At 60.8% G+C, this 12432-nt stretch carries 11 protein-coding genes, 1 tRNA gene and 1 pseudogene; 6 read left to right on the top strand and 7 right to left on the bottom strand.

What is annotated here, in order from left to right:
• Positions 1–109 precede the first annotated feature (109 nt).
• A complete protein-coding gene (sstT, locus tag ACNFCH_RS06995) occupies positions 110–1321 on the bottom strand; it encodes a serine/threonine transporter SstT (RefSeq protein ID WP_337158618.1) in 1212 nt (403 codons plus the stop codon).
• Between the two features lie 128 nt (positions 1322–1449).
• Positions 1450–2343, bottom strand: a complete 894-nt coding sequence (nhaR, locus tag ACNFCH_RS06990; RefSeq protein WP_337158619.1) for a transcriptional activator NhaR — start codon at positions 2341–2343, stop codon at positions 1450–1452.
• A 136-nt stretch (positions 2344–2479) separates the two neighbouring features.
• On the opposite strand from nhaR, the gene ACNFCH_RS06985 reads away from it, so the two are divergent.
• Together ACNFCH_RS06985 and ACNFCH_RS06980 are read left to right on the top strand one after the other, a co-directional pair.
• Positions 2480–2719: a hypothetical protein gene (locus tag ACNFCH_RS06985; RefSeq protein ID WP_196164114.1), complete on the top strand. Its 240-nt coding sequence runs from the start codon at positions 2480–2482 to the stop codon at positions 2717–2719.
• Positions 2720–2744: 25 nt separating this feature from the next.
• Entirely contained in the window at positions 2745–3497 is a 753-nt protein-coding gene (locus tag ACNFCH_RS06980; protein WP_196164115.1) for a TerC family protein, read from the top strand.
• A gap of 126 nt (positions 3498–3623) precedes the next feature.
• On the opposite strand, the gene ACNFCH_RS06975 is transcribed toward ACNFCH_RS06980, so the two are convergent.
• Entirely contained in the window at positions 3624–3800 is a 177-nt protein-coding gene (locus tag ACNFCH_RS06975; protein ID WP_337158620.1) for a hypothetical protein, read from the bottom strand.
• Between the two features lie 157 nt (positions 3801–3957).
• Between ACNFCH_RS06975 and ACNFCH_RS06970 the strand changes: the two genes are divergently transcribed.
• Positions 3958–4689 (top strand): peptidase C39 family protein, encoded by a 732-nt coding sequence (locus tag ACNFCH_RS06970; RefSeq protein WP_337158621.1) that lies wholly within the window; start codon positions 3958–3960, stop codon positions 4687–4689.
• A gap of 100 nt (positions 4690–4789) precedes the next feature.
• On the opposite strand, the gene ACNFCH_RS06965 is transcribed toward ACNFCH_RS06970, so the two are convergent.
• The gene (locus ACNFCH_RS06965; protein ID WP_099593145.1) at positions 4790–6073 is read right to left on the bottom strand and encodes an NAD(P)/FAD-dependent oxidoreductase; all 1284 of its coding nucleotides are present in this window, start codon (positions 6071–6073) and stop codon (positions 4790–4792) included.
• A 201-nt stretch (positions 6074–6274) separates the two neighbouring features.
• Here ACNFCH_RS06965 and ACNFCH_RS06960 point away from each other — a divergent pair.
• Positions 6275–6351, top strand: a tRNA-Val gene (locus tag ACNFCH_RS06960).
• 333 nt (positions 6352–6684) lie between these two features.
• On the opposite strand, the pseudogene ACNFCH_RS06955 reads toward ACNFCH_RS06960, so the two are convergent.
• Positions 6685–8139, bottom strand: a pseudogene (locus ACNFCH_RS06955) (TrkH family potassium uptake protein).
• Between the two features lie 185 nt (positions 8140–8324).
• Between ACNFCH_RS06955 and ACNFCH_RS06950 the strand changes: the two are divergent.
• Entirely contained in the window at positions 8325–9044 is a 720-nt protein-coding gene (locus ACNFCH_RS06950) for a TorF family putative porin (protein ID WP_337158622.1), read from the top strand.
• A 210-nt stretch (positions 9045–9254) separates the two neighbouring features.
• Here ACNFCH_RS06950 and ACNFCH_RS06945 read toward each other — a convergent pair whose 3' ends face one another.
• Positions 9255–10673: an MFS transporter gene (locus ACNFCH_RS06945; RefSeq protein ID WP_337158623.1), complete on the bottom strand. Its 1419-nt coding sequence runs from the start codon at positions 10671–10673 to the stop codon at positions 9255–9257.
• A complete protein-coding gene (locus ACNFCH_RS06940) occupies positions 10670–11212 on the bottom strand; it encodes a hypothetical protein (protein ID WP_337158624.1) in 543 nt (180 codons plus the stop codon). The genes ACNFCH_RS06945 and ACNFCH_RS06940 overlap by 4 nt, the downstream gene beginning before the upstream one ends.
• A gap of 192 nt (positions 11213–11404) precedes the next feature.
• On the opposite strand from ACNFCH_RS06940, the gene ACNFCH_RS06935 reads away from it, so the two are divergent.
• Positions 11405–12301, top strand: a complete 897-nt coding sequence (locus tag ACNFCH_RS06935) for a LysR family transcriptional regulator (protein WP_337158625.1) — start codon at positions 11405–11407, stop codon at positions 12299–12301.
• Positions 12302–12432 lie beyond the last annotated feature (131 nt).

Below are 12432 nucleotides of genomic sequence, written 5' to 3'. Positions count from 1 at the left end.
AGGTAAAGCTGCCGCGTTAGGCAATTGGGACCGCTCCTGCAAGCTACTGCGGCGTATCTGTAGGAGCGGTCTTGTGTCGCGAAAGGGCCGCACAGCGGCCCCTGCGTACTCACGCGCTTCGACGTTCCTGTCCCAGACACGCCGCCGCGGTGAACAGTACATCGGTCGAGGAGTTGAGCGCGGTCTCGGCCGAATCCTGCAGCACCCCAATGATGAAGCCGACCGCCACCACCTGCATGGCGATCTCGCTGGGAATCCCGAACAGGCTGCAGGCCAGCGGAATCAGCAGCAACGAGCCACCGGCCACACCCGAGGCGCCGCAGGCACACACGGCCGCCACCACGCTCAGCAGTACCGCGGTCGGCAGATCCACTGGAATGCCCAGGGTGTGTACGGCGGCCAGGGTCAGCACGGTAATGGTGATCGCCGCGCCCGCCATGTTGATGGTCGCGCCCAGTGGGATCGACACCGAATAGGTGTCTTCATGCAGGCCTAGCTTTTCCGAGAGCGCCAGGTTGACCGGAATGTTGGCCGCCGAGCTGCGGGTGAAGAACGCCGTGATGCCGCTTTCGCGCAGGCACATGAAGACCAGCGGATAGGGGTTGCGGCGGATCTTCCAGAACACGATCAGCGGGTTGACCACCAATGCCACGAACAGCATGCAGCCGATCAGCACCATCAGCAGGTGCAGGTAGCCGAGCAGGGCGTCCAGGCCGGATTGGGCCAGGGTCGAGGCCACCAGACCGAAGATGCCCAGGGGCGCGAAGCGGATGACCACACGCACGATCAACGTGACGCCGTTGGACAAGTCCTCGACCACGGTACGGGTGGTTTCTCCAGCATGACGGATCGCCACGCCCAGGCCGATGGCCCACGTCAGAATGCCGATGAAGTTGGCGTTGAGCAGTGCATTGACCGGGTTGTCCACGGCGCTCAGGAGCAGGCCTTGCAGCACTTCGCCGATGCCGCCAGGCGCAGTGAGCGAGGCATCGCCGGTGCTGAGCACCAGGTTGGATGGGAAGGCCATGCTGGCGACCACGGCCACTACCGCGGCGGCGAAGGTGCCCAGCAAGTACAGCCAGAGGATCGGCCTGATGTGGGTTTCCTGGCCGTGTCGGTGGTTGGCGATCGAGGCCATGACCAGGATGAACACCAGCACCGGTGCGACGGCCTTCAGTGCGCTGACGAAGAGTTTGCCGAGAAAGGCGAGGTCACGGGCGATCGCTGGGGCGAGCAGGGCCAGGGCAATGCCGGCCACCAAGCCGATGCAGATCTGCGTCACCAGGCCGGTGCGGTTGATGAAACGAAGGACGGGGGTCATGTGCAGCAGAATCTCGTTTTTGTAAAACCGCCAACTTTAACACAGAGCTTTGTAGGCCTGTTCTGAGCTCGGACGTCCGGGCTGCTTGGCTACCTTCGCAAATTGCGGCGCCTGTAAGGACGCTGTAGTCACCAATGAAACAGCTCCCGACGTGCCCCCTCGGTAATGGCCACGATGCCCGGGTGGGTCACCTTGCGTTCCACCGAGATGGCATAGAACGACTCGTTCACCGCCTCGGTCTGCCCGATCAGCTCGACGCCATACTGACGGCACACTTCTTCGGCGATCACGCTGGGCGCCACGAAAATCCCGCTACCGGACTGCCCGAAGGCCTGCATCAAGGCACTGTCATCGAATTCGCCGATGATCCGTGGGTGCACTTGTTGCTCGGCCAACCAGCGTAACAACCGGCTGCGGACCACGGTCTCCTGGCCTGGGATCAACAGCGGTGCGTCGTCCAGGCAGGCAGGGAAGGGCTGGGAATGCTGGCGCGCCAGGGCAGGGGTGGCGAAAAAACTCAGGCCACATTCGCCCAGCTTCTGGCTGTAGCCTTTGATGTCCAGGTGGCTGGGCATCGGGCTGTCGGAGATCACCAGGTCCAGGCGCTGGATGGCCAGGTCGGCCAGCAGACGTTCGAGCTTGTCTTCGCGGCAATTGATGCGCAGCACGTTGTCCAGGTCCATGGTCGGGGCCAGCAGGCGATAGACGATGGACTTGGGCACCACGTCGGCGACACCCACGCGAAACAGGATCTGCTCCTGTGGGCCTGCGCGAAGCAGGGCTTCCAGTTCGCTGCCAATCTGGAACATCTGTTCGGCGTAGCCCAAGGTCTGGCGGCCGGTCTCGGTCAGTTCCAGCTGGCGCCCGACACGGTGGAACAGCTCCAGGCCGTAGGTCTGTTCGAGCAAGCTGATCTGCCCGCTGATGGTCTGGGGCGTCAGGTTCAGTTGTTCGCTGGCCCGGGCAATGCTGCCGGTCTTGGCCACCACCCAAAAGTAGTGAAGCTGGCGATAGTTGAGCATGGGCGTTTCTTGATATTCGAAAAAACCGAAGTATAACCGGTGAAAATACGAATTTTCCTGAGGTATCGCGCTCTCTAGAATCGCCACCTATCAGGCGTTGCATGCGCCGTCGGAAATTCGAAACAGCGAGGACCCCATGTTGCAACTCAAATCCATCGGCACTCCGTTGGTGCTGGTCTTGGCCCTGTTCAGCCTTGCCGGCTGCGACCAGGCCGAGAAATCTGCCCAGCAGATGCTCGACCAGGCCGCCGAGTCGGCCAAGCAGGCGATCGACAAGACCAACGAAGCCGCCCAGCAGGCCTTGAGCGAGGCCATCGGCTCAGAGGGCGCCAAGCCCAAGGCCGCCGAAGACAAAAGCGATACCCAGGACATCTGACCAGGACCCGATGCAGGACTAAATCATGGAATATTTGCTGGAACTCGCTGCAAGCCCCGCTGCCTGGGTCGCCCTGGCCACCCTGGTGGCCATGGAGATCGTGTTGGGTATCGACAACCTGATCTTCATCTCGATCCTCACCAACAAGCTGCCTGAGGCCTACCGCTCCAAGGCGCGGCGCATCGGTATCAGCATGGCGCTGGTCATGCGCCTGGCGTTGCTCTCGACCGTGGCCTGGATCGTCCAGTTGACCGAACCTGTGATCGATGTGTTCGGCCACAGTTTCTCGTGGAAGGACATGATCCTCATCGCCGGTGGCCTGTTCCTGCTGTGGAAGGCGACCAAGGAGATCCACGAGAGCGTCGACCCGCATGGCGCCAAGGAAGAAGCCAAGGCTGGCTCGAAGGTGACCCTGGGCTTTGCCGCTGCGATCGGCCAGATCCTGATGCTCGACATCGTCTTCTCGATCGACAGCATCATCACCGCCGTGGGCATGACCGAGCACCTGCCGATCATGATCATCGCCGTGATCAGCGCTGTGGTCGTGATGCTGGTAGCTGCCGACCCGTTGGCCAAGTTCATCAACGACAACCCGACCGTGGTGATGCTGGCGCTGGGCTTCCTGATCATGATCGGCATGACCCTGATCGCCGAAGGCTTCGGTGCCCATGTGCCAAAAGGTTACGTGTACGCCGCGATGGCTTTCTCTACCGCGATCGAAGTGCTCAACATCATGGCGCGCCGGGCGCGGCTCAAGCGCGAAGCTGCCGAGGGCTGATCGTTCGGAGCGTAAAGGGAGGGGGGCGCAATGCGCCCCCTTCGCTATTCAGAGGTCAGGGGATGGCAGGGAGGGGGAGCGGTTTTGCCCTCGCCTGGGCTGCGTCGGCAGACCTGGGCCGGCCGATCAGTGCGCCTCCAGATGCCGCCGCGCACGACGCGTCGGCTGGGGCTTGGGCATAGGTTGCGGTGGCAGGTGATGATGAGCGTGCCTGCGCACGATGCGCAGCACCCCCCACAGCATGGCGGCGGCGACGCTCAACCACATCCCCACCAGCATCAGAATCGCCATAGTCAGGCTCATGTGTGCCTCCTTCTCTCAGGCGGGCACTGGGCTCGCCTTCCAGACACTGCTTTAGTCTAGCTCGACGGGCAGGGCGTTCCATTGACCGAAGGTCTATTCCCTTGGGCCGTTTCGTTCCAAGCCTGCAACGGGCTATACCCGAACACGCACCCAGCCTATGATCGGAGCCCAGGGCCGGGCGCTGCCTGCCTGGCGACGGAACAAGCGAGTGCCCATGTTGCAAGAAACCTTCATTTCATCGCGCCGGCTGCTGGCGGCGTGCCTGGTCGCGGCCAGCCTGGCCGGTTGCGCCAGTGCCCCATCGCCTGTCGCCAAAGGGCAGGCGCAGCGGGTCGAGATCAGCAGCGTGCCGTTTTACCGCGGCAAGGCCAATCACAGTGGGGCCATGGCACTGGCGGCGCTGCTGTCGCAACAGGGCGTGGTCATCACGCCGGGGCTGCTGGAAAAGCCCCTCAACCTGCCGCAGGGCGCCGATGCGCTGGGCACTGGCATTCCCAAGGTGGCGCGTGAATACGGCATGGTCGTCTATCCCTTGGACAAGCGTCTGGACGCCTTGCTGACTCAGGTGGCTGCAGGCAATCCGGTGCTGTTGCGTTACGAAGAAGGTTCGGCCTTTTGGAGTGAGCCGCGTTACGCGGTGCTGATTGGCTATGACAGCTATAAAGGGCGAGTGCTATTGCGCTCGGGGATGCAGCGTCGCCTGTTGATGGCGTTCGATGATTTCGAGGCCGCCTGGGCGAAGACGGGAAGTTGGGCGGTGCTGGTGCAGCCACCGAAGCAATTGCCGGCGCAGGTGGACCGCCAGCGCTGGCTGCAGGCGGCCGACGAACTGGCTCGGGCAGGCCAGGAAATCGCGGCGAAACAGGCGGCCCGCAGCCTGGGCCAGTAAGGCAATCGCGGGCCAAGCGCGCCCCGGTCGCCGGGAGGGCGCTGGGCCCGCGATAAGGCCGACATTACCTGGGGCGACACTTTGGTCGCCCCGGTGCGTCTTAGATGCCCAGACGGTCGCGCAGGCTGTAGTACCAGGCGCCCAGGGCGCTGAACGGTACACGCAGCAGTTGACCACCCGGGAACGGGTAGTGCGGCAGACCGGCGAAGGCATCGAAGCGCTCGGCCTGGCCACGCAGAGCCTCGGCCAGTACCTTGCCCGCCAGGTGGGTATAGGTCACGCCGTGACCGGAGCAGCCCTGGGAGTAGTAGATGTTGTCGCCAATACGACCCACCTGCGGCAGACGCGACAGGGTCAGCAGGAAGTTGCCGGTCCAGGCGAAGTCGATCTTCACGTCCTTGAGCTGCGGGAAGGCCTTGAGCATCTTCGGACGGATAATGGCCTCGATGTTGGCCGGGTCGCGAGCACCGTAGACCACGCCACCGCCGAAGATCAGGCGCTTGTCGCTGGTCAGGCGGTAGTAGTCGAGCAGGTAGTTGCAGTCTTCGACGCAGTAGTCTTGTGGCAGCAGGGTACGGGCCAGTTCTTCGCTCAGCGGCTCGGTGGTGATCACCTGGGTGCCGCAGGGCATGGACTTGGCCGCCAGCTCCGGTACCAGGTTGCCCAGGTAGGCGTTACCGGCAACGATGATGAACTTGGCGCGCACCTTGCCTTGCGGGGTGTGCACGACCGGGTTGGCACCGCGCTCGATGCGCACGGCCGGGGTCTGTTCATAGATCACGCCACCCAGCGACTCGACCGCGGCGGCTTCGCCCAGGGCCAGGTTCAGCGGGTGGATGTGGCCGCCGCTCATGTCCAGCATGCCGCCGACATAGTTGTCGCAGGCGACCACTTCGCGGATGCGCTTCTGGTCCATCAGCTCCAGCTGGGTGTGGCCGAAACGTTCCCACAGGCGTTTTTGCGATTCCAGGTGACCCATCTGCTTGGCGCTCAGCGCAGCGAATACGCCGCCGTCTTTCAGGTCGCACTGGATGTTGTACTTGGCCACGCGCTCACGGATGATGCGCCCGCCTTCGAAGGCCATCTGACCCAGCAGTTGTGCCTGCTTGGGGCCGACGGTGCGCTCGATGACGTCGATGTCGCGGCTGTAGCTGTTGACGATCTGGCCGCCGTTACGGCCCGATGCGCCGAAGCCGACCTTGGCTGCCTCGACGATGCTCACCTTGAAGCCGTTTTCCAGCAGGAACAGGGCGCTGGACAGGCCGGTGTAGCCGGCACCGATAATGCAGATGTCAGTCTCCACCTCACCCTGCAGCGCCGGACGTGGCGGCACCGGGTTGGCCGAGGCGGCGTAGTAGGACTGGGGGTAGGGGGTATTGGCCATGCTCGGGGAACCTCGTGTTTTATATTTTTAACGAATGTACCGATGCTATCAATAATAATAAACACCCGCTAGTCGTCCGTTGAAAATCCTTTACTCCCCCCGTCGCTTTGCGCTGGGTAAATATTTTTAAGATTCAGTGGGTTAGCGCGAAAAAAACAGTTGACAGCGTTTTTGGAGCGCGTAGAATGCGCCCTCATCGACAGGCACATAGCTCAGTTGGTTAGAGCACCACCTTGACATGGTGGGGGTCGTTGGTTCGAGTCCAATTGTGCCTACCAAACAAAAGCCCCGGGTTTCCGGGCACCGAAAAGGGCGATCCGAAAGGGTCGCCCTTTTTGTTTGCAAAAATTTAGTAAAACCCCCACTTCTATGTGGCCTTTGCGGGCGCTCTTCGGGGGGCTTCTCAGCGTCCTGGCCTTCCTGAAGCTCTCTCTGGTCCTGACGGCGCGCCTTTGGGCAGTATTGGACCAGGAGAAGCGAAAGGAGTGGCGATCGCAAGCACTCGTTCACCGTATCGCGCAGTGCCTTGCACATATTGATCTTTAGGCACTGTACGAAGAGCCTTGATGCTCGAATGCTGCGTTGAAAACCGCCTCGGAATGACGACTGATCTAGAATCGCCAGAAAGCTGGAGAGACAAGTACCAGCACGGTGAGGATTTCGAGCCGTCCAAGCAGCATGCCCACCGTCAGCAACCATTTCGCAGCGTCTGACAACGAGGCGAAATTACCTGCTGGACCGATAAGCGTACCCAGACCTGGTCCAACGTTGCATACGGCGGTAGCGGCCCCGCTCAACGCCGTCGTCCAGTCGAGACCTAGCAGAGAGAGGCCAAGGGCGATGACCGCGATGGTGACTGAGAAGAAGAACGAGAACGTCAACAGTGAGCGCACGATCTCTTCATCGATGGGGTGCCCATTGTATTTCTTCGAAATCGTTGCCCGTGGGTGGATCAATTGTTTCAGATTGCTGACAAGTAAGGCTGCAGCCACCTGGAAACGAAATATCTTCAGACCGCCAGCGGTAGAGCCCGAGCACCCACCGACGAACGTCAGGTAAAAGAACAGCATGATGGCGAAACTACCCCAGAGCGTGTAATCACCTAGCGCAACGCCCGTGGTGGTCACCACCGAGGTCACATTGACCGCAACGATACGAAACGCATCCCACCAGGACAGGTTGCTGTGCCAGCAGAGCCAGGTTCCGACCGTGAGCCAAACGAAAACAAGAAAACCCAGGAAACCGCGAACTTGATGGTCCTTGAACAGGATGCGTCGATGGCCACGCAGCATGGCAACATACAAGGTGAAGGGCAGGCTGCCGAGAATCATGATGACCACAGCCACCCAATGCACCGCAGGCTGCACCCAATGACCCAGCGAGGCATCCGAGGTAGAGAAACCGCCGGTTGAAATCAGCGACATCGAATGGTTGATGGCTTCGAACGGGGTCATGCCGGCAACCCACAACGCCCCTGTCCCCAGTGCTGTCAGGGCCAGGTAGACCAGCAGGATCATCTTGGCTGCCACATGTGAGCGCGGCGTCACTTTGTCGGATCAGTCCGAAGACTCGGTCTGGAACAGGCGCATGCCACCCACGCGCAGCAATGGGAGGATCGCTACAGCCATGCCGATAAAACCAATGCCTCCCAGCCAGTGCAGCAGGGAGCGCCAGATCAGTAGCCCCGGCGATGCACTGTCCAGGCCAGTCAGCACCGTCGAGCCGGTGGTGGTGATTCCCGACATGGTTTCGAAGAACGCGTCCGTGTAACTGATGTGTCGAATGAACACCATCGGTAGGGCCGCAAATGCGCACACGATGACCCAGCTCGCCGTCGTGAGGAAATACATGTCCCTTGCCCGCAGTTGCGGTGTGTCCGGGATGCCGCGAGCCACCATGACCAGGCCGGCGCACAGAACGATGAGGCTCGACCAGACGAATGCGCCGAGGTCGTCGCTGCGGTCATACAACAGCAGCGTCAGCATGGGAATCACCATGCTGACGGCCAGAGTAATCAGGAATACACCAATAATGAAGGCGATGAAACGCAATGCAGGAAGCGGCATTGAGTGAACTCGTTTGGATATTGCCGGCAGTATTGCCTGCTATACGGCAATGTCGAGTAAAAATGGCGTAAAGTCGTGGGATGGAATTGTCTATCGGATGCGTGTTGCCTATCACACAGGGTTTTCCACGGCAATCGATGCCGTTATGCTCTTTGTTCAAAAGCAGGTTTACCAGGATTGTGAAGATGGCTAGACACCTGCTAACGCTGACGGCGGCCTTGCTGTTCTGTACACCGCTATGCGCCCAGCAGATCCAGCGTCAATTGGGCGATCTTGAGTTCAAGCTCAGTACCAACGGCTCTCGTTCGATGGCTCATGGGTTGATCTCGCCCAGTGCGGTCGGCGCCTTCCATGGTGGTGTGGATGTCAGTCATTCCAGCGGTTTGTACCTGGGGCAATACGCACCGAGTTTGGGCCTGTCACCCAACTCGACTCTCAAGCTGGATAGTTACTTCGGCTACAAGCGCCAATTCGATGAAAGCCTGGGCGTGGAGGTTGGACTTATCCATTACAGCCAACCGAACCTTGCCAACAGCGACAGCTATGCCTTGTATGGCGGTTTTTCGACTTTCGACAGCCGCTTTGGAGGTGCTTGGAGAAACAACCCAAATAACCGCACAGGCACGTTATTTTTCGATTTAGGCCGTTTACCTTTCTTTCAAGTCGACCTCGCGTTGAAGGTTGCGCACCATCGCCTAGGTACCCCTTTTACTATCGGCGACGGTAGCCAGGTGGATCATTTCAATGACTGGTCATTGGCGCTCTCTCGTCCATGGCCGGGCGTCAATCTTAACCTCGTCTACAGCAGTTCCGACTTGCAGGGCGCGGGTTGTGATGTGTATGCAGGAATTAATAGTTATTGCGAGAGCATGGTGATGTTCAAAGCGCAGCGAAGCTTTTTCTGAATTTCAGCCATCCTTGGCAAAGAGCGCTTAGCCGGCAGTACAAAAAACCTTGAGACCAAGGTCAGGCAAGGCGAAAACAGCCGAGGAACGGTTGGAGCCGCGCTCGACTTCACGGGTCGCAAATGAGCATTCCGAGGCTGTTTTCGAGGTGATCGGTCGTCAATCGGCTCTTCACTCTCGCCTGGAAACAACCTCGTACTCAGAGTCACGTCATCTGTTGCTCTGCGGATGGTCATGCTTCCCGGTGCTGAGCGACCCACCTCGCTGCAAACTCGAGAGCGCCGAGGCCAGGGCCAGCATCGCACCAATGCCAAGGCCGATCTGAGGCGCTGACTCATGGCTGTACAGTGTGAACAGTGCACTGATGATCACCCCGCCCATAGATTGTCCGATCAAGCGCGCCGTGCCTTGCAGGCCACCCATGGCGCCGCTTCGCTGGAGAGGGGCCGTCATAAACAGGTTGCGATTGTTGGCCACGTTGAAGAGGCTAAAGCCGAAGCCACACAGCAGACTCAGTGGTACCAGCGTCAGGGCTGAGCCTGTTGTCTGAACCTGTGAAGCGGCGCCGAGCCCGATGGCAAGGCATAGGCCGCCCAACAAACACTGCCCTGTGGTGGGCGCTCGGTCCGCAAGGCGACCCGCGAACGGCGCCGTCAAGGCAACCATCAGGGGCCAGGGCGCCAAGAGTAGCCCCGCCATCCAGGCTCCCAGGCCAAGCGTATGCTGTAGGAAGAACGACAGGGCCACCATGCCTGCCGTTTGGCCCGCGAAGCACAAGATCGAACTGATCACGGACAGGCGCAAGGATCGGCAGGCCAGTAGATCTAGCGGGAGCAGTGGTGCTGCCTTGGTCTTTTCTCTTCGCACCAACAGCCACAGTTGAATGAAGACGCCGGACAGCAACGCACCTGCAGCAGCCGGGCTGCTGGTGGCGACCCCGGCGGCAGCGATCAGTGTCGCGAAAGCCCCTGCGTTCAACAGCATGCTGATGAAGTCCAGCGCGTGCGATGTGCAGGACGAGTCTGGCAATGCCCTTGAGGCCAACAACACGGCCGCCGCCAGTGGAAGGGGCGCCGCAAAAAGCCAGGGCCACTGCGCAATCGTCAGAAGTCCCGCTCCGATCACCGGGCCGGCGGCCGATGACAGGGCAACGGCCAGGGCATTCCAGCCGATGGCGACACCAAATCGCCGATGCGTGACCACTCGGCGTATTAGCGCCATTCCCAAGGCCATCACCGCAGCGCCGCCCAGACCCTGCAAGAAACGGCCAGCGATGAGGCATGGTAGGGAAGGGGAGAGCGCACAAAGCACGCTGGCGCCGGTGAACAACCACACGCCCCAACCGAATACCCGACGGTAACCAAGACGCTCCCCGAGGGCAGCACAGGGCAGCAGGGCCATCAGCAGCGCTGCCTGGTAGGCGGTCAGTATCCAGGTGGCGGTAGCCGGGGTAACCTGTAGCGCGTCGGCCATCGTCGGCAAGGCGACGGTTGCCATGGTCGTGTTCAGTACCACCAGCACCATGGCCGTCAGCACGGCCCCGATCGCGATGACGGAGGAAGGCTCAGGATGCTTGCCATGTGCCATCGTGGCCGATGCGGGGGCGTCCCCGTCGCAGGGGGTGTTCACAGCCCTGTCCCGGGGATCCAACTACCCGCCTGGTCGACGTAGCGGGTCAGGCGACCAGCCTCTTTTTCTTCTTTCTTCAGGTCCCGTTCGGTAAAACGAAACAGCAGTGCCGGGCCATCGATGCAGCGTGTGTCGTGGATATCTCCCGGCAGGTACAACTGGCTCTGTCCGGCCCAGATCACTGTGGCTGCGCGCCTCACCAGTTTCGTATTGCCGTCCGGGTCTTCGATCCGGCCATAGGTGGTCACTTCGATGGCACCTTGTTGGACTGCATAGATGACCCATGCCCTGCCATGGTCATGAGGTGGACGGTACAGTCCCGTGGACTCGGTGTGTGCGAGCAGGACAAAGCCATGCTCCGCGTCCCGGTGAAGCTCGCGCCGTTCGGATGCTTCCAGGTGCAAAGTTGCCAGCCATTGCTCCGATGCAGGTGAATTCACCAGCGTCTCCAGGTGCTGCTGGCAGCCGGCAACCACCTCTGAACTCAGCGGTCCCCATACGGACCGCACACCATCAATGAATTTCTCCAACGTGTTCATAGGGCTCTCCAGATCGATTTCGTTACGGATGTACCGATGGATCGACTCTAGGGAGTGCCGAGGGCTGGCGGAAGACGCACGATTTGCACTTCATTGATGCACCAGACGCCATGTCTTAACATTGGTCCTCGGCTGTTTTCGCCTTGTCTGACCTTCGTCTGAAGACTATTCATGCGGGCCCTAACATCATCCATGACCACACCAGACCTGAACTTACTCATTACCCTCGATGCTGTCCTTGCAGAGGGCAGTGTGGCCGGAGCCGCCAAACGCCTGCATCTGAGCCCTTCGGCCATGAGTCGCGCCCTTGCACGCCTAAGGGAGACGACAGGGGACCCGCTGTTGGTCAGGGCGGGGCGAGGGCTTGTGCCTACGCCCCGGGCGATCGAACTGCGTGCTCGGGTCGGCCAACTCGTGAACGAGGCCAAGGCGGTCTTGCGCCCGTCTCAGACGCTTGATCTTAAGCGACTGGTTAGAACCTTCACCCTGCGGACCAGCGAGGGCTTCGTGGAGTGTTTCGGACCTGCGCTCATTGCCCGAATTGGCGAGCAAGCCCCCGCTGTGCGCTTGTGCTTCCTGCAGAAGCCGGACAAGGACAGCAAGGCGCTGCGCGAAGGGGCGGTAGACCTGGAAACCGGCGTGATAGAACCATCGACAGCGCCTGAGCTAATCACTCAGGCACTGTTCAGGGACAATTATGTGGGCGTCGTGCGCGCAGGGCACCCCTTGACTCGGGGCAAGGTCACCGCGGCCCGCTTCGCCCAAGGCCAGCATATTCTGGTATCGCGCACGGGAGCTGAGAGAGGGGAGGTCGACGACGCGCTGCGCGCGCTTGGGTTTGAACGCAAGGTGATGACAATCGTCGGAGGCTTTTCAACGGCGGTGGGGCTGGCCCGGGTGTCCGACCTTATCGCCTGCGTGCCCGAACGCCATACTGCCAACCTGCGTCAGGGCATGCACACCTTCGGCCTACCGGTACCCACACCAACGTTTACCGTGTCACTGCTCTGGCATCCGCGCTTCGCAGCGGACCCTGCCCACCAGTGGTTGCGCAACGTGTTGCGAGAGATCTGCGCTGAAAACCGTTGAGCGCAGCGCTGTTCTATCTCATCGTGTCTTGGCTAGCGTCAGGTGCGCTGACGGATAAAGCGCAACCGACCCCGTCGTGCAAATACCTTTAACATGGCGCAGGACCGGTCCCCCATCGTTGAAAGAGACTT

The organism is Pseudomonas sp. NY15354, assembly GCF_048068075.1.
In the GTDB taxonomy this organism is placed as follows: domain Bacteria; phylum Pseudomonadota; class Gammaproteobacteria; order Pseudomonadales; family Pseudomonadaceae; genus Aquipseudomonas; species Aquipseudomonas guariconensis_C.
Note: the sequence above shows the minus strand (reverse complement) of the source record. Positions and strands in the feature narration are given on the sequence as shown.

Excerpts from the sequence above, each read along its gene's own strand:
- sstT (WP_337158618.1), bottom strand. The coding sequence starts at position 1,321 with ATGACCCCCGTCCTTCGTTTCATCAACCGCACCGGCCTGGTGACGCAG.
- nhaR (WP_337158619.1), bottom strand. The coding sequence starts at position 2,343 with ATGCTCAACTATCGCCAGCTTCACTACTTTTGGGTGGTGGCCAAGACC.
- ACNFCH_RS06985 (WP_196164114.1), top strand. The coding sequence starts at position 2,480 with ATGTTGCAACTCAAATCCATCGGCACTCCGTTGGTGCTGGTCTTGGCC.
- ACNFCH_RS06980 (WP_196164115.1), top strand. The coding sequence starts at position 2,745 with ATGGAATATTTGCTGGAACTCGCTGCAAGCCCCGCTGCCTGGGTCGCC.
- ACNFCH_RS06975 (WP_337158620.1), bottom strand. The coding sequence starts at position 3,800 with ATGAGCCTGACTATGGCGATTCTGATGCTGGTGGGGATGTGGTTGAGC.
- ACNFCH_RS06970 (WP_337158621.1), top strand. The coding sequence starts at position 3,958 with ATGATCGGAGCCCAGGGCCGGGCGCTGCCTGCCTGGCGACGGAACAAG.
- ACNFCH_RS06965 (WP_099593145.1), bottom strand. The coding sequence starts at position 6,073 with ATGGCCAATACCCCCTACCCCCAGTCCTACTACGCCGCCTCGGCCAAC.
- ACNFCH_RS06950 (WP_337158622.1), top strand. The coding sequence starts at position 8,325 with ATGGCTAGACACCTGCTAACGCTGACGGCGGCCTTGCTGTTCTGTACA.
- ACNFCH_RS06940 (WP_337158624.1), bottom strand. The coding sequence starts at position 11,212 with ATGAACACGTTGGAGAAATTCATTGATGGTGTGCGGTCCGTATGGGGA.
- ACNFCH_RS06935 (WP_337158625.1), top strand. The coding sequence starts at position 11,405 with ATGACCACACCAGACCTGAACTTACTCATTACCCTCGATGCTGTCCTT.